This window comes from Streptomyces sp. NPDC029122 (assembly GCF_055569445.1).
Window position 1 is genome coordinate 1 of sequence record NZ_JBVHWK010000035.1, and the last position, 25,794, is coordinate 25,794.

General features: G+C 73.8%; 15 protein-coding genes. 3 read left to right on the plus strand and 12 right to left on the minus strand.

Translation table 11 applies throughout. From position 1 onward, the window contains the following. On the minus strand, positions 1 to 3,452 hold a 3,452-nt coding region (locus ACZ4WZ_RS30010), incomplete at its 3' end, for a beta-ketoacyl synthase N-terminal-like domain-containing protein (protein WP_467895416.1). A gap of 257 nt (positions 3,453 to 3,709) precedes the next feature. Between ACZ4WZ_RS30010 and ACZ4WZ_RS30015 the strand changes: the two genes are divergently transcribed. Beyond that, positions 3,710 to 4,933 carry a cytochrome P450 family protein gene (locus ACZ4WZ_RS30015; protein ID WP_467895419.1) on the plus strand — a complete coding sequence of 408 codons (1,224 nt, stop codon included), beginning with the start codon at positions 3,710 to 3,712 and terminating at the stop codon, positions 4,931 to 4,933. A gap of 80 nt (positions 4,934 to 5,013) precedes the next feature. Here the strand turns inward: ACZ4WZ_RS30015 and ACZ4WZ_RS30020 are convergent, their stop codons facing one another. From ACZ4WZ_RS30020 to ACZ4WZ_RS30045, 6 genes are all read right to left on the minus strand, one after another. Then, positions 5,014 to 10,728, minus strand: coding sequence for a type I polyketide synthase (locus ACZ4WZ_RS30020; protein WP_467895477.1), 5,715 nt, complete (start codon positions 10,726 to 10,728; stop codon positions 5,014 to 5,016). A 52-nt stretch (positions 10,729 to 10,780) separates the two neighbouring features. Continuing rightward, positions 10,781 to 11,833, minus strand: a complete 1,053-nt coding sequence (zapE, locus tag ACZ4WZ_RS30025) for a cell division protein ZapE (RefSeq protein WP_467895422.1) — start codon at positions 11,831 to 11,833, stop codon at positions 10,781 to 10,783. Between the two features lie 202 nt (positions 11,834 to 12,035). After that, positions 12,036 to 12,797, minus strand: a complete 762-nt coding sequence (locus ACZ4WZ_RS30030) for a thioesterase II family protein (RefSeq protein ID WP_467895425.1) — start codon at positions 12,795 to 12,797, stop codon at positions 12,036 to 12,038. A 148-nt stretch (positions 12,798 to 12,945) separates the two neighbouring features. Beyond that, the gene (locus ACZ4WZ_RS30035) at positions 12,946 to 15,000 is read right to left on the minus strand and encodes an APC family permease (RefSeq protein WP_467895429.1); all 2,055 of its coding nucleotides are present in this window, start codon (positions 14,998 to 15,000) and stop codon (positions 12,946 to 12,948) included. Positions 15,001 to 15,051: 51 nt separating this feature from the next. Further along, positions 15,052 to 17,814: a helix-turn-helix transcriptional regulator gene (locus tag ACZ4WZ_RS30040; protein ID WP_467895432.1), complete on the minus strand. Its 2,763-nt coding sequence runs from the start codon at positions 17,812 to 17,814 to the stop codon at positions 15,052 to 15,054. Positions 17,815 to 17,987: 173 nt separating this feature from the next. Continuing rightward, a complete protein-coding gene (locus ACZ4WZ_RS30045; RefSeq protein WP_467895435.1) occupies positions 17,988 to 19,424 on the minus strand; it encodes an NAD(P)/FAD-dependent oxidoreductase in 1,437 nt (478 codons plus the stop codon). 209 nt (positions 19,425 to 19,633) lie between these two features. On the opposite strand from ACZ4WZ_RS30045, the gene ACZ4WZ_RS30050 reads away from it, so the two are divergent. Both ACZ4WZ_RS30050 and ACZ4WZ_RS30055 read left to right on the plus strand, forming a co-directional pair. Further along, positions 19,634 to 20,077: a nuclear transport factor 2 family protein gene (locus tag ACZ4WZ_RS30050; protein ID WP_467895438.1), complete on the plus strand. Its 444-nt coding sequence runs from the start codon at positions 19,634 to 19,636 to the stop codon at positions 20,075 to 20,077. Positions 20,078 to 20,088: 11 nt separating this feature from the next. Beyond that, the gene (locus ACZ4WZ_RS30055; protein WP_467895441.1) at positions 20,089 to 20,538 is read left to right on the plus strand and encodes a nuclear transport factor 2 family protein; all 450 of its coding nucleotides are present in this window, start codon (positions 20,089 to 20,091) and stop codon (positions 20,536 to 20,538) included. A 149-nt stretch (positions 20,539 to 20,687) separates the two neighbouring features. Here the strand turns inward: ACZ4WZ_RS30055 and ACZ4WZ_RS30060 are convergent, their stop codons facing one another. The 5 genes from ACZ4WZ_RS30060 to ACZ4WZ_RS30080 form a co-directional block, all read right to left on the minus strand. Then, positions 20,688 to 22,316, minus strand: a complete 1,629-nt coding sequence (locus ACZ4WZ_RS30060) for an ABC transporter permease (protein WP_467895444.1) — start codon at positions 22,314 to 22,316, stop codon at positions 20,688 to 20,690. Further along, entirely contained in the window at positions 22,313 to 23,266 is a 954-nt protein-coding gene (locus ACZ4WZ_RS30065) for an ABC transporter ATP-binding protein (protein ID WP_467895447.1), read from the minus strand. The genes ACZ4WZ_RS30060 and ACZ4WZ_RS30065 overlap by 4 nt, the downstream gene beginning before the upstream one ends. 256 nt (positions 23,267 to 23,522) lie before the next feature. Continuing rightward, positions 23,523 to 24,344 carry a class I SAM-dependent methyltransferase gene (locus tag ACZ4WZ_RS30070; protein WP_467895450.1) on the minus strand — a complete coding sequence of 274 codons (822 nt, stop codon included), beginning with the start codon at positions 24,342 to 24,344 and terminating at the stop codon, positions 23,523 to 23,525. Positions 24,345 to 24,403: 59 nt separating this feature from the next. Then, positions 24,404 to 25,186, minus strand: a complete 783-nt coding sequence (locus tag ACZ4WZ_RS30075; protein WP_467895453.1) for a thioesterase II family protein — start codon at positions 25,184 to 25,186, stop codon at positions 24,404 to 24,406. Between the two features lie 71 nt (positions 25,187 to 25,257). Then, positions 25,258 to 25,644: a nuclear transport factor 2 family protein gene (locus ACZ4WZ_RS30080; protein WP_467895456.1), complete on the minus strand. Its 387-nt coding sequence runs from the start codon at positions 25,642 to 25,644 to the stop codon at positions 25,258 to 25,260. Positions 25,645 to 25,794 lie beyond the last annotated feature (150 nt).

Genomic DNA, 25,794 nt, shown 5'->3' on the forward strand with positions numbered 1-25,794 from the left:
GTGTGGCCCAGGTTCGACTTGACGGAGCCCAGCAGCAGCGGCCGGTCCTCCTCGCGGTCCCGGCCGTAGGTGGCGAGCAGGGCCTGCGCCTCGATGGGGTCGCCGAGGGTGGTGCCCGTGCCGTGCGCTTCGACCGCGTCGACCTGGCCGGCTGTCAGTCCGGCGTGGGCGAGGGCCTGGCGGATGACGCGCTGCTGGGCGGGGCCGTTGGGGGCGGACAGGCCGTTGGAGGCCCCGTCCTGGTTGACCGCGGAACCCTTGAGGACCGCGAGGACCTCGTGGCCGTTGCGTCGGGCGTCCGACAGCCGCTCCACGAGGAGCATGCCCGCGCCCTCGGACCAGCCCGTGCCGTCCGCGGCGGCCGCGAACGGCTTGCAGCGGCCGTCGGGTGACAGGCCGCGCTGGCGGCTGAAGTCGATGAAGGAGGCCGGGGTGGACATCAGGGCGACGCCGCCGGCCAGCGCCAGTGAGCATTCGCCCCGGCGCAGGGACTCCGCCGCGAGGTGCAGGGCGACGAGGGAGGACGAGCACGCCGTGTCCACGGTCAGCGCGGGGCCCTGGAACCCGTAGAAGTAGGACAGCCGCCCCGACAGGACGCTGCCCGCGCCGCCGGTGCTCAGGTAGCCCTCCAGGCCGCTCTCCCCGGCGAGCCGCGGCGCGTAGTCGTGGTACATCTGCCCGGCGAAGACGCCGGTGCGGCTGCCGCGCAGCGAGTCCGGGTCGATGCCGGCTTGTTCGAACAGCTCCCAGGAGGTCTCCAGCAGCAGCCGCTGCTGGGGGTCCATGGCGAGGGCCTCTCGCGGGGAGATCCCGAAGAAGGCGGCGTCGAAGTCGGCGGCCCCGTCGAGGAAGCCGCCCTCGCGGGTGTACGTGGTCCCAGGTGCGTCAGGGTCCGCGTCGAAGAGGCCGTCCAGGTCCCAGCCGCGGTCCTGCGGGAAGGGACCCACCGCGTCGGAGCCCGAGGCGACCAGACGCCAGAGTTCCTCGGGCGAGCCCACGCCGCCGGGGAACCGGCAGGCGGCGCCCACCACGACCACCGGATCGGCGGCGTCCGCGACGGGCCCCGGCGCTGCGGCCCCGGGCGCCGAGCCGGCCAGCTCACCGTGCAGGAACCGGGCCAGCAGTACGGGGCTCGGGTGGTCGAAGGCCAGCGAGGCGGGCAGCCGCAGCCCGGTCGCCGCGCCCAGCCGGGCCGACAGGCGCACGGAGGCCATGGAGTCGAAGCCCAGCGGCCGGGACTGTTCGCGCGGGCCGGACGCGGTGGGGGCGGGGGCTCCACCACGGACTTCGGCGATCGCGTCGGTGACGAGGCGCAGCAGCAGCCGTTCGCGGCCCTCGCCGGTCAGGGTCCGCAGTTCCGCGGTCAGGCGCCGGGTCAGCTCGGGGTCCTCGGTGGGCGTGGCGCCGGTGCGGGCCGCCGGTTCGTGGCCGTACGCGTGGACGCGGACGGCCGGTTCGCCCTCGATCAGTGCGGCGTCGAGGCCTTCCCGGAGCTCGCGCCCGGTGACTTCGGGTGCGGCGCTCAGGGAGAGCGCGGTACGGCCCCGCGCGCGCAGGCGCCGTGCGACGGCGTCGAAGACCGCGTCGGGGGTGTCGGCGGCGAGCAGCACCACGGCGTGGGCGTCGGAGCCGGCGAGGGCCCGGTCGACCGCGTCGGCGTCGGTCGGGTCGCAGGTGGCGCGGGTGACGTCGGTGCAGTGGTGGGCGCCGGTCAGGTGTCCGGCCAGGGTTTCGGCGCGGTCCTCGTCAGCGGGGCCGGTGAGCAGCAGTACGGAGGCGGCGGCGACGACGCTGGTGTCGTCGGCGGGGAGCGAGGCGGGCAGGGGCGCGGGTTCGGGCGGGGTGCGGCTGATCCGGTCGTGGTGGGTGGTGCCGGCGGCGAGCAGCCGCGAGGGTTCGGGGCCGTCGCCGACGAGCCGGCGGACGATCTTGCCGGAGGCGGTGCGGGGGATGTGCCCGGTGCGGTGGAGCGCGACGGGCACCTTGTAGTAGGCGAGCCGCTCCCGGCACCGCGTCAGGACGGCTTCGGGGGACAGGCTCCGGCCTTCCTCGGGCACGACGTAGGCGACCGGGACCTCGCCGAGGGTGGCGTGCGGGCGGGCCACCACGGCCGCGTCGGCGATGCCCTCGCCCGCGCGGATCAGGTCCTCGATCTCGGCGGGGTGGATGTTCTCGCCGCCCCGGATGATCAGTTCCTTCAGCCGTCCGGTGATGGTCAGGAAGCCGTCGGCGTCGAGGCGTCCGAGGTCTCCGGTGCGGTACCAGCCTTCGTGGAAGGCCGCTTCGGTCGCCTCGGGCGCACGGTGGTAGCCGAGCATCAGGCCGGGGCTGTCGACCCGGATCTCGCCCTCGTCGCCACGGGGGACGTCGAGCCCGGAGGCCGGGTCGACGACGCGCAGGCGCAGGCCCGGGACGGGCCGGCCGCAGGAGCCGGGGACGCGCGGTCCGGTGAGCGGGTTGCAGGTGATGACGCCGGTGGTCTCGGTGCTGCCGTAGCTGTCGATCAGGGGGACCCCGAAGGCTTCGGCGAAGCGTGCGCCGAGTTCGGCGCCGGTGACCGCGCCGGCCACCAGGAACGCCCGCAGGCCGGTCAGGGCCGATTCGCCTTCGCGGGCGGTGTCCAGGAGGTGGTGGCAGAGCGTCGGGACGGCCGCCATCAGGGTGTACGGGGCCGCGCGGAGTTCGGCGAGGACCTCGCCCGGCGTGCGGTCGGCCATGATCCGGGCCGAGGCTCCGGTGGCGGTGACGCCGAGGACGCAGAGGTTGAACGCGAAGCTGTGGTGCAGCGGCAGCGGCCACAGCAGCCGGTCGTCCTCGGTGATGCCGAGGACGGACGGGTATCCGGCCGCGACGGACCACAGGCCGGCCCGCTGGGTGGACAGGACGCCCTTGGGGGCGCCGGTGGTGCCCGAGGTGTAGAGCATCCAGGCGACCTCGTCGAGGCCGAGGTCGTCGGGGGCGGGCACGGGCGGTTCGGTGGCGCACAGCCGCGTGAAGTCGTGGACGCCCGCGCTGTCGGGGCCGTCAGTGCCGAGGGTCTCGCCCGGTGCGGTGACGACGACGAAATGGACGCCGTGTCCCACCGCGTCCAGGCGGCGGTACTGCGCGAGGCGGTGTACGTCGGTGATGACGACGGCGGCCTGCGAGTCGTCGAGGACATGCGTCAGTTCGGCGTCGCCGGCGCGGGGGCCGACCGGTACGGCGACGAGGGCCGCGCGGGTGACGGCGAGGCAGCTCTCGACCGTCTCGACCCGGTTTCCCAGGTGGACGAGGACGCGCCGGCCGCGGCCGGCTCCGAGGGCGGCGAGGTGACCGGCGACCCTGCGCGTGGTCGTCGCCAGCTCCCCGTACGTGACGCTGCGCGTCCCGTCGGAAAAGGCGGGCCGGGCGGCGCGCTCGCGTGCGTGCTCCCGGAGGAGTTCCGAGAGGGGCCTGAAAAGGCCGTCCCGCACACCGTGCTCCCCCATTGCATGTCCCCCGCATCCGATCGAACACATTGAGCCGGACCAATGCCCTTACCGCGCGGGAGAAAGGTTTATGAATTTCTTTGGCCCCCCGCTCAGCGGCCGATACTATGCGAGCCGACAAGTGAGATCAACTTCAATAGTGGTGTTACCCGGGGCGACCCCTACCGGCCCCTATAAACCCCTCAACAAACCCCTGAAACAGCCTCTCGGGCAACCCCTATTCAGCAATACGAGGAGTTTTCATGCCCCTTCCCGTAATGGATGACGAGTTTCTGAGCAACCCCTATCCGGCCTTCGCCGGCCTCAGGGCGAAGGGGCCGGTGCACCGGATGCTGCTGCCCAGCGGCCTGCGGGTGTGGGCGGTCGTCAGCCACGAGGAGGCCCGCATCGCGATGACGCACCCCGCGCTGTCCAAGGACATCGACACCTCGGTCGAGCTGGGGTACTTCGACCGCGAGATGAGCGAGGGCGGCACGCCCCGGCTGGAGCACAGCTCGGTGGGCCGGCACATGCTCAACATGGACCCGCCGGGCCACACCCGGCTGCGCAAGCTGGTCAACAAGGCCCTGACGGCGCGCAGCGTGGAGCGGCTGCGGCCCACGATCGAGCGGATCAGCGCGGAACTGCTCGACTCGGCCGAGAAGGCGGCCGCCGAATCCGGCGACGGCGTGGTCGACCTGGTGGAGCACTACACGGCGGTCTTCCCGGTCAAGGTGCTCGGCGAGCTGCTGGGCATCACGGCCGAACACCTGCCGGTCCTGGTGGGGCTGACGGGCGCCATCATGTCGAACGACAACGAGAACGCCGGCGCGAACATGGCGAAGTTCGGGCAGCACATCGGGCAGATGATCCAGCACAAGCGCGCCGATCCGGGCGACGACCTCATCAGCGCGCTGGTGACCGCCCGCGACGACCAGGACCAGCTGTCCGACGTCGAACTGGTCTCGACGGTCTTCCTGCTGGTGGTGGCCGGCTACGAAACCACCGTGAACATGATCGGGCACGGCCTGCGGGCCCTGCTCAACCATCCGGCGCAGCTCGCGGCGGTCCGCGCGGACCCGGGCCTCGTTCCGGCCGCCAACGAGGAATTCCTGCGCTACGAGGGCCCGGGAAACCGGGCGACCCTGCGCTATGCCACGGAGCCGCTGGAGCTGGGCGGGGTGACCATCGGGGCCGGCGAGTACGTTTCGGTGCTGCTCGGGTCCGCCAACCGGGACGAGGCGAAGTTCGCCTGCCCGCACCGGCTCGACGTCGCCCGGTCCACCAACGGCCACCTGGGATTCGGGCACGGAATCCACTACTGCGTCGGCGCGCCGCTCGCCCGGGCGGAAATGGAAATCGCCCTGCGCGATATCCTGGCCCGCTTCCCGGACCTTTCGCTCGCGGTGCCGGATTCGGAATTGCGCTGGCGCAAGAGTTTTATGATGCAGGGTCTCGAGACGCTTCCGGTGCGCCTTCGCCCGTAGCGGGCGGAGGCAGCGGGAACGGGCCTGCGCCGGACGGATCGCTTCGTCCGCCGCAGGCCCTCCCGCGTTGCGTCTCGCTCCTACCGGCCGAATTCGGCCTGGATGAAGTCGAATATCTCATCGGCGGAGGCGGTGCCCAGGGCCGCGGCGGCGGTTCCCGCGCCCGTCCCGCCGGCACTCCCGGCGGGCGCCGCCGTCCCGAAGAGCGCCAGCAGCTCCGCCAGGCGCGCGGACACCTCGGCCCGGACCTCCTCGGAGTCCCGGGAGGCGGTCGCCCGGAGGGCGTCCTCCAGCCGGTCCAGTTCGCCGAACACCGCCGGTCGCGGCTCCTCCGCCACCAGCAGGCCGCACAGGTAAGCGGCGAGCGCGGCCGGCGTCGGATAGTCGAAGACGAGCGTGGTGGGCAGGCGCAGTCCCGTGGCGGTGCCGAGGCGGTTGCGGAGCTGGACCGCCGTCAGGGAGTCGAGCCCCAGCTCCAGGAAGCCGCGGTCGGCCTCGACCTCCTCCGGCCCCGCGTGGCCGAGGACGGTCGCGGCGTGTCCGCGTACCAGGTCGGACAGGAACCGGATGCGCTCGTTCTCCGGCAGCCCGGCGAGCTGCTGCGCCGGCGAGGTCACGGGCGCCGCCTCGGCGGCGGCCCGGCGCACCGGTGCCGGAACCAGGGCGCGCAGCAGCCGGGGCACGCTCTCGCCGGCCGCCGACTGGGCGCGTACCGCCGCGAGGTCCACCCGCATCGGAACGAGCACCGCCTCGGGGGAGGTGAGCGCGGCGTCGAAGAGGGCGAGGCCCTCGGCGGTCGTCAGGGCCTGGGCTCCGGCGCGTTCGATGCGAGCGAGTCCGGCCCCGTCGAGGTGCCCGGTCATGCCGCTGCGTTCGGCCCACAGGCCCCAGGCGAGGGACTGCGCGGGCAGGCCGAGGGAGCGCCGGTACTGGGCGAGGGCGTCGACGTAGGCGTTGGCGGCGGCGTAGTTGCCCTGACCGGGGGCGCCGAAGAGGCTGGCGGCGGAGGAGAAGAGGACGAACGCCGACAGGCCGAGGCCGGCGGTGAGTTCGTGGAGGTTCCAGGCGGCGTCGGCCTTGGGCCGCAGGACCGCGTCGAAGCGTTCCGGGGTGAGGGACTCGACCACGCCGTCGTCCAGGACGCCGGCCGTGTGGACGACCGCGGTCAGCGGGTGCCCGGCCGGAATCCCGGCCAGCAGCCCGGCCAGGGCCTCCCGGTCCGCGACGTCGCAGGCGGCGACGGTGACCGAGGCCCCCAGCTCCGACAGCTCGGCGACCAATTCTCCGGCACCGCCCGAGCGGCTCGCCAGGAGCAGATGACGGACGCCGTGTTCCGTCACCAGGTGGCGGGCCACCGCCCGGCCCAGGGTTCCGGTACCGCCGGTGACCAGGACCGTGCCGCCGGGGGTGAAGAGCGGCCCGCCGGACGCGTCCGCGGCCGTGGTCGTGGCCGCGCGGGCCAGGCGCAGGGCGCGGACGGTGCCGCCGCGGACCGCGGTCTGGGGCTCGCCGGACGCCACGGCCCGGGCCAGGGCCTCCTGGTCCGCGGCCTCGTCGGTGCCGGCGTCCCGCCGCTCCAGGTCGATCAGCAGGAACCGCTCCGGGTGCTCCGACTGCGCCGAGCGCACCAGGCCCCACACGGCCGCCTGGACCAGGTCCGGAGCGGCGTCGCCCTCCCCCGCCGCCACCGCTCCCCGGGTGACCACGGCCAGCCGGGAGTCCCCGAAGCGGGCGTCGGCCAGCCAGGACCGGAGCAGTGCGAGGGTGGCCGCGGTGGCGGAGCGCACCTCGGCGGCGCCCGCGGCGGGCGAGGCGAGCACGAGCGCCGGGACGGTGGTGAGCTCCGCGAGGTCCGCGGCCCGCCGCGCGCCGGAGGCCGGGCCGGGGGTGGCCGGACCCAGCACCGCCCAGGAACCGTCGAGGGCCGCACGGGACGCGGGGAGCGGGGTCCAGTCGAGGCGGAACAGCCCGTCGCCGTGCCCGGGCCGGGTCCCGGCGAGCTGCTCCCGGTTCAGGGGCCGCAGCATCAGCGATCCGACGCCGGCCACGGGAAGACCGGTCTGGTCGGTGAGTTCCAGGGAGACGGCCTCGTTCCCGGCGGGTGCGACGGCGACCCGCAGCGCCCGGGCGCCGGTGGCGTGCAGGGTCACGTCGTGCCAGGCGAACGGCATCCGCCCCTCGCCGATGCCGCCGGTCCCGCCGTCCCCGCCGGCCGGCGCGCCCAGCGGGACGGCGTGCAGGGCGGAGTCCGACAGGGCGGGGTGCAGGCCGAACCGGGTCGCGGAGCCCTGCTGGTCCTCGGGCAGGCGGACCTCCGCGAACACCTCGTCGCCCCGGCGCCACGCGGCGCGTAGGCCCTGGAAGGCGGGCCCGTAGCCGAAGCCCGCCGCCGCGAACCCGGCGTAGACGCCGCTCACGTCGACCGGGCTCGCGCCCTCGGGCGGCCACACCCCGAAGGCGGTGGCCGCGGGGGCGGTGTCCGGGGTCAGGTGCCCGGCGGCGTGGCGGGTCCACGGCTGCCCGGTCCCGGCCGGGTCGGCGCCCGGGCCGTCGGTACGGGCGTACACGGCCACCGGCCGGCGGCCCGCCTCGTCGGCCGCGCCGACGGTGAGCTGGATCTGGACGCCGCCGTGCGCGGGCAGCGGCAGCGGTGCCTCCAGGACCAGTTCCTCCACGCGGGCGCAGTCGAGCCGGCGGCCGGCGTACAGGGCCAGCTCCAGGAACGCGGTGCCGGGCAGCAGGGCCTGGCCCAGCAGCGCGTGGTCGGCGAGCCAGGGGTGGGAGGTCAGCGAGAGGCGGGTGGTGAAGAGGAACCCGTCGGTGCCGGGCAGCGGGACGGCGGCGCCGAGCAGCGGGTGTCCGGCGGGGCCGAGGCCCAGCGCGGTCGCGTCGCCGGCGGGGGCGAACCCCTCGGGCCAGTACCGGCTGCGCTGGAAGGCGTAGGTGGGCAGGTCGGCGGGGTGCGGCAGCCGCCCGGCGTACGCCGCCTCCCAGTCCGCCTCCACGCCGTGGGCGTGGGCGGCGGCGAGGGAGGTGAGGAAGCGTTCGGGGCCGCCGGCGTCCCGGCGCAGCGTCTCGCCCAGGAAGGCGTCGGTGCCGGTCTGTTCGAGGGTCTCGGCCAGCCCCACGCCCAGCACCGGGTGGGGGCTGATCTCCAGGAAGTGGGCGTAGCCGTCGGCGGCGAGGGCGCGGACGGCCTGCTCCAGCTGGACGGTCCGGCGCATGTTGCGGTACCAGTAGCCGGCGTCGAGTCCCCCGGTGTCCAGGAGGGTGCCGGTGACGGTGGAGTAGTAGGGGACGGCGGATTCGGCCGGGGCGACGGGGGCGAGGGCGTCGAGCATCCGTTCGCGCACCTCCTCGATGCGCGCCGAGTGCCCCGGGGTGTCCACACCGGGGACCCGCCGGGCCCAGACGCCGTCGGCGGTCAGCTTCTCCAGCAGTTCCTCCAGGGCCGTGCGGTCGCCCGCGACGACCACGGAGGTCGGTCCGTTGACGGCGGCGAGGGAGAGCCGGCCGTCCCAGGCGGGCAGCAGGGCGGTGACCCGCTCGGCCGGCAGGGCGACCGAGGCCATCGCGCTGGTCCCGGACAGTTCCAGCAGGGCCCGACTGCGCAGGGCGACGATCCGGGCCCCGTCGGCGAGGGACAGGGCGCCGGCGACGACGGCCGCCGCGACCTCGCCCTGGCTGTGGCCGACCACGGCGGCCGGCTCGACGCCGCAGGCCCGCCAGAGTTCGGCGAGGGAGAGCATCACCGCGAACAGGGCGGGCTGCAGGACGTCCACGCGTTCCAGGGAGGGCGCGCCGTCCGCCGCCCGCAGGACGTCGGTCAGCGACCAGTCCACGTACGGGGCGAACGCGGCCTCGCACGCTTCGACGCGTGCGGCGAAGACCGGGGAGCTGTCGAGGAGTCCGAGGGCCATGCCGGTCCACTGCGAGCCCTGGCCGGGGAAGACGAAGACCGGCCGGACGCCGGACGCCCGGGCCACACCGGTGACCGGCCCGTCGGGGCGCCGTCCGTCGTCCTCGCCCGTGTCCGGGCCGGCGGCCAGCGCGTCCAGCTGCCGCAGGAAGCCGGGCCGGTCCCCGGCGAGGAGGACCGCGCGGTGTTCGAAGTCCGAGCGGGTGCGCAGGAGGGCGGCGGCCACGGCGCGCGGGTCCAGGGCCGGGTCGGCCTCGATCCGGTCCCGCAGCCGCTGGGCCTGCGCGCGCAGGGCCGGTCCGGTGCGGCCGGAGAGCGGCCAGGGGACGGGCGGGGCGGGGGTGCTCGCGCCGCGGGAGAAGGCCGCGGGGAGGGCGACGGGCTCGGCGGTGGCCTCGTCGGGGGTCCCGGCGGCCGGGGCGCCCTGCGCGAGGAGCGGGGCGGGGGCCTGTTCCTCGGACGCCCGTTCGTCGGGGGCCTGTTCCAGGATGGCGTGGGCGTTGGTGCCGCTGATGCCGAAGGAGGACACGCCGGCGCGCCGGGGCCGTCCGGTCGCGGGCCACGGCCGGGCTTCGGCGAGCAGCTCCACCGCACCGGAGGCCCAGTCGACGTGCGGGGTCGGCTCTTCGGCGTGCAGGGTCCTGGGGAGTACGCCATGGCGCATGGCCATGACCATCTTGATCACCCCGCCGGCTCCGGCGGCGGCCTGGGTGTGGCCGATGTTCGACTTGAGCGAGCCCAGCCACAGGGGCCGGTCCGCCGGCCTCTCCTGACCGTAGGCCGCCAGCAGCGACTGCGCCTCGATGGGGTCGCCGAGCGAGGTGCCCGTGCCGTGGGCCTCGACCGCGTCGATCTGGTCGGCGGTCAGCCGGGCGTTGGCCAGGGCCTGCGCGATGACCCGTTGCTGCGACGGGCCGTTGGGGGCGGTGAGGCCGTTGCTGGCGCCGTCCTGGTTGACGGCCGTGCCCCGGATCACCGCGAGCACCTCGTGGCCGTTGCGCCGGGCGTCCGAGAGCCGCTCCAGGAGGAGCATGCCGACGCCTTCGGACCAGCCCGTGCCGTCCGCGTGCGCGGAGAAGGGCTTGCAGCGGCCGTCGGGGGCGAGGGAGCGCTGGCGGCTGAACTCCACGAAGGAGGCGGGGGTGGACATCACCGTCGCGCCGCCGGTCATCGCGAGGGAGCACTCGCCGCGGCGCAGCGACTCGGCGGCCAGGTGCAGGGTCACCAGCGAGGACGAGCAGGCCGTGTCCACGGTGAGGGCGGGGCCCTCGAAGCCGAAGGTGTAGGCGATGCGGCCCGAGGCGATGCTGCCGGCGCTGCCGTTGATGACGTAGCCGGCCAGGTTCTCCCGGCCCTCCAGGAGGTTGGCGTAGTCGTGGTACATCACGGAGAGGAACACTCCGGTGCGGCTGCCGCGCAGCGAGGCGGCGTCGATCCCGGCGCGTTCGACGACCTCCCAGGCGGTCTCCATCAGGAGGCGCTGCTGGGGGTCCATGGCGAGGGCCTCGCGCTGGTTGATCCCGAAGAACCCGGCGTCGAACTCGGCGACGCGGTCGATGAACCCGCCCTCGCGGGTGTACGTCGTACCGGGCCGCTCGGGGTCCGGGTCGTACAGCGCTTCGAGGTCCCAGCCGCGGTCGGCGGGGAAGGGGGAGATCGCGTCGACTCCCCCGTCGAGCAGCCGCCACAGGTCCTCCGGCGACGTCACCCCGCCGGGGAAGCGGCAGCCCATTCCCACGATGGCGATGGGCTCGCTGCCCGCTGCCTCGGCATCGTGGAGCTGCTGCTTGACGGAGCGCAGTTCGACGGTGGCCCGCTTCAGGTAGTCGCGGAGTTCTTGTTCGGTCGCCATCGGCATAGCCCTTTGTTGTCTGATGTCGGAAACAGCTGCGGACCGAGCCGCGCGTTCCGCACCGTCCGGGCCCCGCTCAGCGCGCGTCGGAGTCGGCCGTGGCGGACAGCAGCGACAGGCGGCTCGCGGTGCGGTTGACGTCGAGCGGCAGGTTCTCGCCCCGCAGTACGTCGTCGAGCGGTGCCTCTCCGACGAGGACGAGGCGTACGTCCCGGTCGCAGAGCACGTCGATCAGGTTGGCGAACCGCTGGGCCGCGTCCCGGTTCTCGCCGGCCAGGCGGGGCAGGCCGGAGAGCACCCAGACGGGGAAGCGGTCCGCCACCGCCAGGTAGTCGCCGGTCGAGTTCGGCTGGTCGCACAGGTCGTGGAAGTCGAACCAGACCAGGTCGCCGCGGACCGCCAGCGCGGGCACCGTGCGTCCGCCGCCGACCTCCACCGGCTGCCGCTCGGCGGCCTCGGGCAGGCTCAGGCCCCGCTCGGCGAGCTGCTCGCCGGTGCCGGGCCAGACGTACGCCCCGCGCTCGAACTCGGAGCGGGCCGCGCCGGATCCGTACTCGGCCCGGTAGTCGCGTCCGCCGCCGAGCTCGACGACGTCCATGGTCTCTTCGAGCATCTTGATCGTGGGCTCGAACAGCTCGTGGAAGACCGGGTTGGGGAGCAGTCCGGCCGGAGGGTAGTTCGAGGTGGTGAGCAGGGTGATCCTCTGGTCGAGGATCGACCTGAGCACCCGGCCGATCAGCATCGCGTCACCGGCGTCGTGGACGTGGAACTCGTCGAAGACGAGGAAGCGGCAGTCGCCGAGGAGTTCGGTGACGGCGAGGTCGGTGACCCGGCGGTCGCCCCGGTGGCGGTGGTACGCGGCGTGGAACTCGCGGAAGAAGTCGTGGAAGTGCAGCCGGCGTTTGTTCCGCAGCGGCACCGCCTCGTAGAAGGTGGTGGTCAGCCAGCTCTTGCCGCGGCCGACCGAACCCCACAGGTACACACCGCGCGGCGGTGCGGCGTTGCGGCTGAACAGTCCGCGTCGGCGCGTCATGTCCGCGCCGAGTTCGCCGAGCCTGAGGGCGGCCTGCCGCTGGGCTTCGTCAAGGACGAATCCGGCCTGCTGGGCGGCGCGTTCGAACTCCCGCATCAACTGGTGATCACCCGTTTCCCGTTGGTATCGGATCCTGATGCGCACGAGCGATCAAGAGATGATCATCTTTCCCGACGCGTACGGTGCCCTCCAAGACTGGATCACCGCGCCCCCTCCCGGCACCCCTGTTCCGGGCGCGGCAACCCCTGTGTCCGGTCCGGCGGCCCCGGTGCGGCGGCCCGGCCGGGGTGGTGGCGGGTCAGTGGGTGAGGCCGCGTACGGCGCTGCGCAGGGCGGCGGCGACGAAGGCCTGGACCCGGTCCAGGTGCTCCTGGAAGGCGAAGTGGCCGCCGGCCAGCACCAGGCGGTCGAAGGGCCCGGTGGTGATCTCGGCCCACTCGGCGAGCGCGTCGACCGGGACGTAGGGGTCGTCGTCGCCGCCGATCGCGGTGACCGGGCAGCCGAAGGGCGGCGCGGGCCGGTAGCGGTAGGCGTCGCAGAGCTCGAAGTCGGCGCGCAGCAGCGGCGAGACGAGGTCCAGGAGTTCGGGGTTGCGGAACACCTCGGCGGGGGTCCCGCCGGTCTTGCGCAGCCACTCCCGGAACTCGTTCTCGGGCAGTTCGTGCAGCGGGCTGCCCCCGGTACGGGGGCGACGGCCCGGCATGCCGCTGCCGGACATGAACATGCGGATGGGTTCGGGCAGGCCCGCGCCGACCAGGCGGCGGGTGAGTTCCAGGCCGAGCATGGAGCCCATGCTGTGGCCGAAGACCGCGTACGGCCGGTCCACGAGCGGGACGATCCGCGTCATCAGCGCGTCGAGCAGCGGTTCCACCCGGCGCATCAGCGGCTCGTCGAACTCGGCTCCCCGGCCGGGCAGTTCCACGGCGTGCACGTCGACGTCGGGCGCCAGCGCCCGGGGCCAGCCGCGACGGTAGGCCACGGCGCCGCCGCCGGCCCACGGAAGGCAGAACAGCCGTACGGGTGCGTCCGGGCACTCCACGTCCCAAGGCCGACGGACCACGGTTCCCCCAAGATCGCTCGCTCGCACGTGTCGTCGCGCTCGACGTTATGGCGGTGCGCGCCCGGACCACACCCCTGCCGGGGCCCCTGCCCACCCCTGTCGTACGGCCGGGGGCGGTGCGGGCCGGTGCCGGTGCCGCGGCCCGGTGTCAGTCCTGCGGCCCCGCGGGGCCGGTGCGGGTGCCGGTGCCCGGTCCGGGGGCGGGGTGGCGGTGCGAGGACTTGCGGACGGATCCCGGCGCGGCCCGGTCCGGGCGTCCTCCGGCCCGTTCGGAGGAGGCCAGCTGCCAGGGGACGCTGGTGACCATGACGCCGGGCTGGAACAGCAGCCGGGCCTTGAGGCGCAGGGCGCTCTGGTTGTGCAGCAGGTTCTCCCACCATCGGCCCACGACGTACTCGGGGATGAACACCGCGACGACGTCGCGCGGGTGGTCGGTGCGGAAGCGGTGGACGTACTCGAGGACCGGGCGGGTGATCTCCCGGTACGGGGATTCGAGCAGCCGCAGCGGTACGGGCATGCCCGAGCGGTCCCATTCCCCGCGCAGCCGGACGGCCGCCTCCGGGTCGACCGAGACGGAGACGGCCTGGAGGGTGTCGGGGCGCAGGGCGTGGGCGTACTCCACGGCCCGGATGGTGGGCTTGTGCAGCTGCGAGACGAGGACGAGGACGTGGGTCCGGCCCGGGCGGGCGGTCACCGGCTTGTCGTCCCCGGGTTCCAGTTCCTCCGCGACCCGGTCGTAGTGGCGCCGGATGACCCGCATCAGCGCGTAGAGGCCGGCCATGGCCAGGCACACCAGCCAGGCGCCGCTGGCGAACTTGGTCGTGAGGACGACGGCCAGCACCAGGGCGGTGATGCAGGCGCCGACGGCGTTGATGGCGCGGGCCCGGCGCATCGCCGAGCGGCTTCGGGCGCCGGCGGCGGGCAGCAGCCGGTTCCAGTGCCGGACCATGCCGATCTGGCTGATGGTGAAGGAGACGAACACGCCGACCGTGTAGAGCGGGATGAGCTGGGTGACGGCCGCGTCGTAGGCGTAGATGAGCAGCGCGGCCGCGGCGGCGAGGATGACGATGCCGTTGCTGAAGGCGAGGCGGTCGCCGCGGGTGTGCAGCTGGCGCGGCATGAAGCGGCTGCGGGCGAGGATCGAGCCGAGCACCGGGAAGCCGTTGAAGGCGGTGTTCGCGGCGAGCACGAGGATGATGCCGGTCATCACCGTGACGAAGTAGAACGCCGGTGAGAAGCCCTCGAAGACGGTCTTGGCGACCTGGGCGATCACCGGGTGGGGGATGCCGGCGTCCTGGCCGGTCACCGGGTCGACGAGGCGGCTGCCGTGTGCCGGGTCGGCGAACTTGGCGCCCGTCCTGTAGGCGAGGGCGGTCACCCCGACGAACATGGTGACGCCGAGGACGCCGAGCAGGACCAGGGTGGTCGCGGCGTTCTCGCCCTTGGGCCGGCGGAAGGCCGGGACGCCGTTGCTGATGGCCTCCACCCCGGTGAGCGCGGTGCAGCCGGAGGAGAAGGCCCGCAGGACGAGGAAGACGAGGGCGAATCCGGCGATGCCTGCGCTCTCTCCCCGGATGGTCAGGTCGGCGGTCTCCGCCCGGAGCTCGTCGCCGCTGAGCAGCCGCACCGCACCCCAGACGATCATGCCGAGCACGGCGAGCATGAAGGCGTACGTGGGTATCGCGAACGCGGCGCCCGACTCCCGGACGCCGCGCAGGTTCATCAGGGAGATCAGGACGACCACCGCGATCGCGGCCTCGACGCGGTGGTCCGCCAGCAGGGGGATGCTCGCGCCGAGGTTCTCCACGGCCGCCGACACCGACACGGCGACGGTCAGCACGTAGTCGCACAGCAGCGCGGCGGCCACGACCAGGCCGGAGCGTTCGCCGAGGTTGGTGTTGGCCACCTCGAAGTCGCCGCCGCCGCTGGTGTAGGCGCGGACGTTCTGCCGGTAGGAGGCGACGACGGTCAGCAGCACCACCACCACGACGCCGGCGATCCACGGGGTGTACTGGTACGCCGCGATGCCCGCCACGCCCAGGGTGAGCATGATCTCCTGCGGCGCGTAGGCCACGGAGGAGAGGGCGTCGCTGGCGAAGATCGGAAGGGCGATCCTCTTGGGGAGCAGTTGGCCGTGCTGTTGCTCGCTGCGCAGCGCGCGTCCCAGCAGGACCCGCTTGGTCAGGTCGGTGAGGGTGGACACGTCGGCCGATGCTAGGCGGGGACCTCGTCCGGCCCCCTCCCCTGCCGGCCCCTAGGCCACCCCTACGCCGGGGAAGGCGCTTTCCAGGCTGTCGAACTGCAGGCTCATGGGCAGGTCCTGACGGCGTGAGATGCCGAGCTTGCGGTAGGCGCGGGTGAGGTGCTGCTCGACGGTGCTCACCGTGACGTAGAGCTTCGCGGAGATCTCCCGGTTGGTGTAGCCGTACGCGGCGAGTGCGGCGACCCGCCGCTCGGACTCGCTGAGCTGCTCGGTCTCCGCGGTCTCCTCGGCGCGCTGGACGGGCGCGGTGCGCTGCTCGGTGCCGGTCTGGCCCGGCATGATCTGCCCGCACAGCGGCACGGCCCCGCAGTCGGCGGCCAGGTGCCAGGCCCGGCGGGTGACCATGCCGGCCCGGGTGCCCTCGCCGAGCAGCAGCAGGGCGCGGCCGAGGTCGGCGAGGGCCTTGGCCAGTTCGAGCCGGTCGCCGGAACGGCTGAGTTCGTCGACGGCCCGGGTGAGCAGTTTGGGGCGCTGGCGCAGTTCGGAGGTGGCCGCGCGCAGCCGCAGGGACACTCCGAGGACGCGGGGGCTGCGGACGCCGGAGGTGGCGAGCTGTTCCACCACGAAGCGCTCGGCCTGCCGGTGTTCGCCGAGCCGCAGCAGGGCCTCGGCGGCGTCGGTGCGCCAGGGGAGCTGGCGCGGCCGGTCCAGGCCCCAGCGCTGGGCGAGCCGGCCGGCGTCGAGGAACTCGCCGAGCGCCGCGCGGTGGCGGTGGGTGGCCAGGTAGTAGTGTCCGCGCGCTCTCAGGTAGTTGAGGGCGTAGACGCTGGAGAAGAGCTCCTCGGGCACGGGCGTCTGGAGGCGGCGGGCCACGGCGTCGTAGCGGCCCATCGCGGTGAGGGCGGTGACGAGGGTGGCGACGGGGCCGAAGAGGAAGAGTCCGCCCCGGTCGGCGACGGCGTCGACGGCGGCGGAGGCCTCGTGTTCGGCGCCGGCGAGGTCGCCCAGGCGCAGCAGTGCCTCCGAGTGGACGAGCCCGAACACGGACTGCCAGCCGGGGGAGCCGGCGGGCCGGGTCTCGGCCTGGAGGCGCCGGCACCAGACGGCGGCCCGGTCGGGTCGGTCCGCGTGCACCAGGGTGCGGACGGCCTGGACGATGGGATCGAAGGTGGCGTGGGCCAGCGGGGTGCCCTTGAGGAGGCGTTCGGCGGCCTGTTCGTCGCCGGCGCTGTCGGGGTGCGTCCACAGGGCGGCGGAGGAGCGCAGTTCGGCGGTGCCGGTCCGGGCGGGGCCGCCGCCCGGGTGGTCGCCGGGCGCGCCGGGTCCGGCGGCCGGGGCGGCGGGGGCGGCGGCGGGGGGCAGGGCGAACAGTTCGCGCAGCGGGTCCTCGCGGGTGGTACGGGCGGCCGTGCCCGGGTCCGCCATGCGTTCGAGGGCCTCGGCCGCGTCCTCGATGCGGCCCTGGGCGACGAGCAGCCGGGCGAGCCGGCCGGCCGCGGCGGGGCCGAGGTCGCCGCGGCGCAGTGCGGCGAGCGGGCCGTCCAGGTGGCGTTCGGCGGCGGCGGGGTGTCTGCGCCAGAGCACCGCGGCCAGCTGGAGGCCGATCTCCCAGCCGGTCCGCTCGTCGGCGCACAGGGTGCGTGCGAGTTCCAGGCAGGCGGCTGCGTGGTCGCACTGCTCGTCGTCGACGAGGACCTGGAGGGCCGCTTCGCGCAGGACCTGGACGGGCCAGTCGCCGCGCGGTACCTCCTCCGGGCTGGCGCCGGCCTCGGAGGCGGCGAGCAGGTGCGGGGCGACGGTGCCGGCGCGGGCGCCCGACTCGTGGAGCACCTGGGCGGCGCGGGTGCGCAGCAGGGCGAGTTCGTGCCGGGGGACTCCGTCGAGGACGGCGGCGGCCACGGCGGGGTGGCGCAGGCGGCCGTCCTCGCTGAGCCCGGAGGCCTCCAGGGCGGCGGCCGCGCGGGCGGCGGCGGTGGGGCCGGTGCCGGCGAGCCGGGCCGCCAGTTCGGGGGTGGCGTCGTCGCCGAGGACGGCGAGGGCCACGGCGAGGGTGCGGGAGTCCGCGCCGTCGCGGTGCAGGCAGGTCAGGGCGGCCCGGGTGAAGGGTCCGCCCGGTGCGGGTTCCGGCCACCGGTCGGCGGGGCCCCGTACGGGGCGGGGCCGTTCGTTGAGCAGGGCCCGCAGCAGCAGCGGGTTGCCGCCGGTGGCGCCGTGCAGCCAGGCGGTGTCGGCGGTGGTCGCGGGACGGCCCGTGTGGTCTTCCAGCAGGGCCGCCGTGCCGGGCTCGTCGAGCCGCCCGAGCAGGATCCGGGTGAAGCCGGGGTGGCGCAGGAACTCGGTGCGGGCGAGCGGGCTCTCGGTGTGCTCGTGGAGCGCGTCGGCCAGCACGAGCAGGAGCCGTTCGCCGCGTACGGCGCGGGCGACGTCCAGCAGCCGTTCCAGGGAGGCGGGGTCGGTGTGGTGGAGGTCGTCCACGCACACGACGACCGGGGTCCGGTCAGCGGCGGTGCGCAGCGCCTGGATGAGCTCGCGTCCGCCGAGCGGCCCCCGGCCGGCGGACGCGGCCGGGAGGGTGCCGGCGGGCAGTGCCGCGATCAGCTGGCGCAGCACTCCGTAGGGGACGTCGCGCTCCTGGGCGGTGCCGGCGGCCCGGAGCACCAGGGCTCCGAGCCGCTCGGCCCTTTCGGCCAGGTGCAGGAGCATTTCCGTCTTCCCGCAGCCCACCGCCCCTTCCAGGAGTACGACGCCCGCCGTTGCGGACGTGCATGCCGTCAGCGCGCCCTCGAGCTGCGCGCACGCGTCTTCCCTGCACATGAGCCTCATGGTCCGCCCCCTCCGCATTGCTTGCCTCGAACCGCAGCAAACGATGCCTTGCGAACCGCCGGGGCTCACCGGCTTCGGGCCGGTCACTAGTTGCCCGGCAGCAAATGCGGCAGCAATGATCACGCCCTTTTCGTGGGTGGCGCGGCGTGGCGGGGCGCTCTGTGCTACGCGCCGGTCAGGGCGGGTGCTCCCGTCTCCTCGGCGGGGGCGAGGACGGCCCGCTCGGCCGGGGTGAAGGGAGGGCCGTCCAGTTCGGTGAACGCGCCGGCCGCTCCCGCCTTGCGCAGGGCGGCGACCAGGTGCGGGGACTCCAGGCTGGCGACGGGCGCGGCGAGCGAGGTGACCTGCATGGCCGCCGCGTTGACGACCGGGTCGTACAGGGCGGCGGTGCCGAGCAGGTCGGCGAACTGCTGGGCGTCCCGCGGGCGCGGGGCGATCCGCGGGTCCTTGGCGTGGTTGCGGGTGCCGGGGTAGCAGATGTCCTGGGTGGTGGCGAGCAGCCAGGGGTCGTCGACGACCTTGGCGACCGCGTGCCGTGCGGCGTCGGCCGTGCCGGCGGCCAGGCCGCCGCGGGTCAGGGCGGTGTCCAGCGCGCGGGCGCTGAGGGCCGCGCAGCTCATGCCGTGCCCGTAGACGGGGTTGAAGGCGGCGAGGGCGTCGCCGAGCACCAGCAGGCCGTCGGGCCAGGTGGCGAGGCGCTCGTAGTAGCGGCGGCGGTTGACGGTGGAGCGGGATCCCTGGACGGGGCCGAGCGGTTCGGCGTGCTCCAGCAGGTCGGCGATGACCGGGTGGCGCAGGCCGCGCGCGAAGGGGATGAACTCCTCGTCGCCGGTGGGGGGTTCGGCGCCGCGGGTACCGGCGAGGGTGACCAGCCAGCGACCGCCCTCGATGGGGACGAGGGCGCCGTTGCGGCCGGGCGCGCCGGTGCCGGGGACGGCGGCGACGTTGACCATCGGGAAGGTCTCGGCGCCCGCGGGGGCCCGGTAGACGCGGGTGGCGTAGGCGATGCCCGTGTCGACGACGTCCTCCTCGACCTCCGGCAGGCCCAGCTCGGGCAGCCACTTGAGGGTCTGGGAGGGGCGCCCGCCTGTGTCGACGACGAAGTCCGCGGCGAGCTCGCCCTCGACGCCCTCGGCGTCGCGCAGACGCACGCCGGTGACGCGGGCGGCGGAGCCGGTGAGGCCGGTGACGCCGGTCTGCCGGCGCACCTCGATCCGGGGGTTCTCCAGCGCCTGCTCGCGGACCACCCAGTCGAGCAGCGCCCGGCTGGCGGTGATCATGAACTGGCTGCCGGGGAAGCGGGTCTGCCAGCCGTACGGGGTGAACCAGACGATGTCGCGCGGCAGGTAGAGGCGGTGGGCGCCCTCGTCGGCCAGTCGCTTGAGGGTGCCGGGCAGCAGGGACTCGATGGCGCGGGCGCCGCCGGACCACAGGAGGTGGGCGTGCCGTGCCTGCGGAACGCCCTTGCGCAGTTCCGGCCCCTCGGGGAAAACGTCCCGTTCCACCACGGTGACGCGGTCCACGTGCCGCGCGAGCACCGTGGACGCCAGCATTCCGGCCAGGCCGCCACCGATTACCACGGCGCGTGTTTCTGCGGTCATGAGTGCGTGACCCTTCCATCCGTCAGACGCCTTGCGCACCGTCGAATTCGAATTCCCGGGAGCCGGTGCAGGCATTCCCGATCCCCGCGACGCTAGCACTCGCCCACAATGCCCTGAACCCCTACGAACCCCTATCAAACAAGGCGCCTATGGCGGGATCCGGGCGGCCGCCGCCACGATGGTCCGGCCTGCTGAAAGGAGAAGAATCCATGCTGGACGAGGCGGCGCTGAAAGACCTGATCCTGGAACACACGCGCCGGGTCAACGCGGGGGACGTCGAGGGGCTGCTGAAGCTGTACTCGCCGGACGTCCGCTTCGAGGACCCCGTGGGCGCCGGGGCACAGCAGGGCCACGCGGCGCTGCGCGCGCACGCGACCGGCGCGGTGACCAGCCACGCGGTGGAGGTGCCGGGGCCACCGGTGGCGGCCCAGGACGGGCGCCACGCCGCCGTTCCGGTCGTCGCCACGATGGACTACCTGCCGCTCGGGCCGGTCCTGACGCGGCACGGAGTACTGCCGGCCCCGGCCGAACCCGCACGGCAGCGGATGCTGTTCCGCTTCCTGATGGTGATCCGGGCCGGGGACGACGGGCTGATCGAGGACATGAAGGCCTACTGGGGGGCGAGCGACGTCTCCCTCGCCGACGCGGCTTAGGGAGGAAGAGAATGCTGGACGAGGCGGCTCGCAAGGAACTGGCGCTGGAGCACTGCCGTCGCATGAGCAGCGGCAACGTGGACCACATGCTGGAGCTGTACACGAAGGACGTGCGCTTCGAGGATCCGGTCGGTTCGGTTCCCATGATCGGGCACGACGAATTGCGCGTGCATTTCCAGCGGGCCGCGGAAGCGAAAACGGTGGATGTCGCCGGCGTTCCGGTGGCCGCGCAGGACGGCCTGCACGTGGCCATTCCGGTCTCGGTGTACATGAATTATCTTCCGCTGGGCCCCGCGCTGACGAAGCACGGATATCTGGACAAGCCCGCGGACCCGTTCCGCAAGCGCATCAAATTCGCGCTCACGAGCATCTTCCGGACCGGCTCGCACGGTCTGATCGAAGCGGTGTGGGTGTACTGGGGGAAGTCGGACCTGTCGCTCCTGGACCCCGGCCAGGAGTGACGCGGAGCGGTCCGCCCCCGCGAAGACCCACGGAGACCCACGGAGACCCACGGAGACGCACGGAGACGCACGGAGACGCACGAAGAGGCCGTCCGCACCGGGATCTCCGGTGCGGACGGCCTCCGTGTACGCCGGGTCGCGGCCCGGGCTCAGGCGGCCAGGTCGCGCCGCCCGAACAGGGCGGTGCCCGCCCACAGGAGCAGCACCGCCACGGCGGTCAGCAGCACCAGCGGCAGCGCCTCGGCATCCACCGCGGGCAGGGCCGGCAGGTGGCTGAACGGCGAGAGGTCGCGCACCGCCTGGGGCAGCTTCAGCAGGGCGCCGAGCTGGCCGACGACCAGGCAGAGGGCGAGCGCCCCCCACGCGGCGCCGGAGGTGGCCGCCGGCGCGAGGCCGAACACCAGCACCACCACGCCGGCGAGCACCAGGACCGCGGGGGCCTGGACCAGCGCCGCCCCGGTCAGGTCGGCCACGCCCGCGCCGACGTCGCCCGCGGCGGCCCCGTAGGTGAGGCCCGCGGCCAGCCCGGCGACGAGTAACAGGATCAGCGAGCCCGCGACCGCGACGGCCACGTGGCCGGCCACCCAGCGGCCCCGCCCGATGGCGGTGGCCAGCAGGGACTCCAGCCGCCCGGAGGTCTCCTCGGCCCGCAGCCGCAGCAGCGCCTGCACGACGAAGCCCGCCGTGATCGCGCCGACCATGACCATCATCGAGGCGAAGAAGGTGTCCACGGGGGCACCGCCCCCGCCGCCGATCTTGCCGAGGGTGTCGGTGAGGCCGGCGTTGTCCTTCAGCGCGTCCCCGGCCGACTTGCCCATGCCGCCGATCACCGCGCCGAGCACGGCGATGCCCACGGCCCAGCCGATCAGCGAACCGCGGTGCAGACGCCTGGCCAGCCCGTACGGGCCGAGCAGGCCGGGTGCGGCGGTGGCCGGCCCCGGACGGTCCTCGAACATGCCGGCGCCGAGGTCGCGGCCCGCGGAAAGGCGCAGCGCGACGGTCGCCGAGGCGGCCGCGAACAGCAGCGGGACCACGAGGACCCACCAGTTGTCCTCGCCGAACGGGCTGGTCCGCTGGGCCCAGCCGATGGGCGACAGCCAGGACAGCCAGGAGCTCTCCACGACCGTGCCCGACGCCCGTACCTCTCCGCCGGCGTCGGCGATGCCGCGGATCAGGAAGGCGACGGCGATGGCCGCGCCGGCCAGTGAGTTCGCGCCCCGTGAGGTGCCGGACAGCTGGGCCGTGACGGCGGCCACGCCCGCGAAGGCGAGTCCGGTCGCGGCGACGGCCGCGGCGGCGACCAGCGAGCCGCCGATGGGCAGCCCGGCCAGCGGCAGCACGATGCCGAGGAAGATGAACAGGCCCACGTTGGCCTGGAGGGCCAGCAGCAGGGCCGCGGCGAGGCCCGCCTGGCGGCCCACGGGGGCCGCCCCGACGAGTTCGGCGCGGCCGCTCTCCTCGTTCTGGCGGGTGTGCCGCACGACGGCGAAGGTGCTCATCAGGCCGGCCAGGACGCACAGGAACGTCAGGACCTGCACCATGGCGAGCGCGCCCTCGCTGGTGCCGACGGGCGCGCCGCGGGTGAGCAGCAGGGCCGGGTTGTCGGTGAGCAGCTTGACCGCTTCGGTGCGGGCGGTGTCGTCGGCGTAGGTCTTGCTGACGCTGCCCGCCGCGCTGTAGGCGAGCGCCGCGGTGCCGTAGAGCCACACGGACAGCTGGATGCGGTCCCTGCGCAGCGCGAGCTTGAGCAGTGGCTGGGTATTCGCGTACTCGCTCATCGCGCGCCCGCTCCCGCCTTGGCGCGCCGCCCGCCGCGCTGCTCGGTGCCCTCTTCCACGTGGTCGCCGTAGTGGCGCAGGAAGAGTTCTTCGAGCGTGGGCGGGGTGCTGGTGAGCGCGCGCACGCCGAAGGAGGCCACGTGCGAGAGCACGGTGTCGAGGTTGCCGTTGTCCACGTCGAAGCGGACGTGGTTGCCCTCGGCCTGGACGTTGTGGACGCCCGCGAGGCCCTCGACGCCGGTGATGGCGCGCTCCGACTCGACGGAGAGGGCGGTACGGGTGAGGTGCCGCAGCTCGGTGAGGGTGCCCGTCTCGACCGTGTGGCCCTTGCGGATGATGCTGACGCGGTCGCACAGGGCCTCGACCTCGCCGAGGATGTGGCTGGAGAGCAGGACGGTGCGGCCCTGCCGCTTGACCTCCTTGACGCTGTCCTGGAAGACGGCCTCCATCAGCGGGTCGAGACCGCTGGTGGGCTCGTCGAGGATGAGGAGTTCGGCGTCGGAGGCGAAGGCCGCCACGAGGGCGACCTTCTGCCGGTTGCCCTTGGAGTAGGTACGGCCCTTCTTGGTCGGGTCGAGCTGGAAGCGTTCGATCAGCTCGGTCCGGCGGCCCTGGTCGATGCCTCCGCGCAGGGCGCCGAGGGTGTCGATGGCCTCCCCGCCGGAGAGGTTGCGCCACAGGCTCACGTCGCCGGGGACGTAGGCGAGCCTGCGGTGGATCTCCACCGCGTCGGCCCAGGGGTCCTTGCCGAGCAGGGAGGCCTGTCCGGCGTCCAGCCTCAGCAGGCCCAGCAGGGCCCGGATGGTGGTGGACTTGCCGGCCCCGTTGGGGCCGAGGAAGCCGTGCACCTCGCCCGTGCGGACCGTCAGGTCGAGTCCGTCGAGTGCCCGGAACTTCCCGAAGTTCTTGGTCAGTCCTGTTGCGGCGATTGCGTTCTCGCTCAGCGCCACCGCACACCACCTTTCACGATGTCGTGTTCATCGGAGTCGTCGTCCGTGCGACTCCCGAAGACGACGGCACCGCGGCCAGTTTGCGGCCCGGATCAGCATTCCGCCGATCCCCTTTCCGGAGCAATGTGAGGGCGTGTTCATGGCCGGATTCAGGGGTGCGTAAGGGTGTCCGATAGGGGTCCCCACCGTGTGAGCGGGCGCGCCGAAGGGCCCGGGAGCCGATCGGCTCCCGGGCCCTTCCCCGTGTCACGGGTCGTCAGAAGGTGTAGCGCAGCACCCGGTTGTAGGTGCGCAGTACCGGTATCACGTTCATGATCTTGCACATGACCCGCGAGGTCCACGGCATGTGCGACACGTACGGCGAGTCGGTGAAGGTCCACTCCATCCGGTGCTCGATCCGCGGGTCCCACCGCTCCAGCGCCTTGGGGTCCTTCAGGCCCCAGACGAAGCGCTGGCCGGTCGCCTTGACCGTCCAGTGCTTGTTCATCGCCTTCACCGAGAACGGCGTGTAGGCGTCGAACAGCAGCTCGCCCTCGGGGAACCGGCCGACGATCCGGGTGACGAGGTCGCGGACCTGTTCCTCGGTGAAGTAGACGAGGACGCCCTCGGCGACGACGAGCACCGGCCGGTCGGCGGGGACCGCGTCCAGCCAGTCCGAGTCGAGGGCCGAGGCGCCGATGACGTGGTGGTGCTGCCGCGCCGGGAACAGGTCGCGGTAGATCTGCGCGATCTCCGGCAGGTCCAGGTCGTACCATTCGACGTCGTCGGAGGGCTCGACGCGGAAGACGCGGCCGTCGAGGCCGGCGCCGAGGTGGAGCACGACGGAGCGCGGGTTGCGGCTCAGGAAGTCCTGTACCCAGCGGTCCACCTCCTTGCCGCGGATGGCCAGGGAGATGGCGTCGTCGTCGCGCATCTTGAGCTGGACCTTCAGCTCGTCGTAGTCCTCGATGGACTCGACCGCCCGGACCGCGAGGCGGTCGCCCAGGATCGGGCGGTCCGACTTGGCGTCATGGGCCCGGGAGTAGAGGGCGACGAGGAGGTTCCTCGTGGCCGCGCTGAACTGCACCTTGGTCTGCATGGGGGCACCCGTCTCGGTTCGTTCGGTCGATCGGTACGGCCGCGGCCGGCGCGCGGGCGTCAGCGCCCGGCCGGAACCGCGGTGAAGGCCGCGAGGTCCTCGATGACCGCCCGGGTCACTCCGGCCTGCTGCGGGGTCAGGTAGAAGTGCCCGCCGGGGAAGCTGCGCAGGCTGAACCCGCCGCTGGTCAGCTCCCGCCACTCCATCGCCTCGGGGACGCTCACGCGCGGGTCGGACTCGCCCGTCAGGACGCTGACCGGGCACTTCAGGGCCGGTCCCGGACCGTCGGGGCGGTAGCGGTACGTCTCGATGGCCTTGTAGTCGCTGCGGATCGCCGGCAGGACCATGCGCAGCAGCTCCTCGTCGGCCAGCAGGCCGGCGTCGGTGCCGCTGAGGGCCCGGATCTCGGCGATCAGCGCGTCGTCGCCGCGCGTGTGGACGTTCTCCTCGCGCCGGACGGTCGGCGAGCGCCGGCCGGAGGCGATCAGGCCGGCCAGCGGGACGCCCTCGCGCTCGAACCTGCGCGCGAGCTCGAAGGAGAGCACCGCGCCCATGCTGTGCCCGAACAGCACCAGCGGCTTGTCGGTCCAGGGCAGCAGCGCCCGGTGGATCTGCTCCACCAGCTCGGCCACATCGTCCAGGGGCGGTTCGGCCCGGCGGTCCTGGCGGCCGGGGTACTGCACGGCCAGTACCTCGGCGTGCCCGGCCAGCTCCTTGGAGAAGGGGAAGAAGAAGGACGCGCTGCCACCGGCGTGCGGCAGCAGCACCAGGCGGTGTCGTGCTTCCGGCGTGGGGTGGAAGCGCCGGATCCACAGGTCGCCGTGCTCGTCGGGGGTGCTCATCTCCGTACCTCTCCTCGGTCGTGATCGCCTGTCGGGTGCGCCGGGGCCTCCGGCGGCGCGGTGGGGGGGGCTCAGACGCCGATGTCGCTCATGCCCCAGAAGACGCGCATGTCCTCGATCAGGCCGTCGGCGTTGAGGGTGAAGACGTCGACCGCGTTGATGTTGGTGCGGGTGCGGTTCGGGTCGAGGATGTTGGTCATCGTCGCGGCGACCGGAACGGCGACCTGCTTGCCGTCCTGGCCGACGGAGGCGTGGCCGGGGGCGACGGTGACCTCGGCGGCGATGTTGCTGTGGAAGTACTCGCGCTGGGCGGCGCGGCCGACACGGGGCTCACGGCCGACCGGGTCCTCGATCCGGGCGTCCTCGGTGAAGTGGGTGAGGATGGCGTCGATGTCGCCCTCGTTCACCTTGCGGAAGTACTCCGCGACGATCTCCTTGCGCTTCTGCTCGTCCAGCATGGGGTTCCTCCACGGTCGTGATCGATGTGCGTACGCGGGCGTGACCGTAGGCGCGTGGCTTAAAGCCGCGCTTAAGACGCCGGGCGGGCGGGTCCGGACACGCGTCCACCCCCGGTCGTCAGGGCCGGGGGTGGACGGGTACCAGGGGTG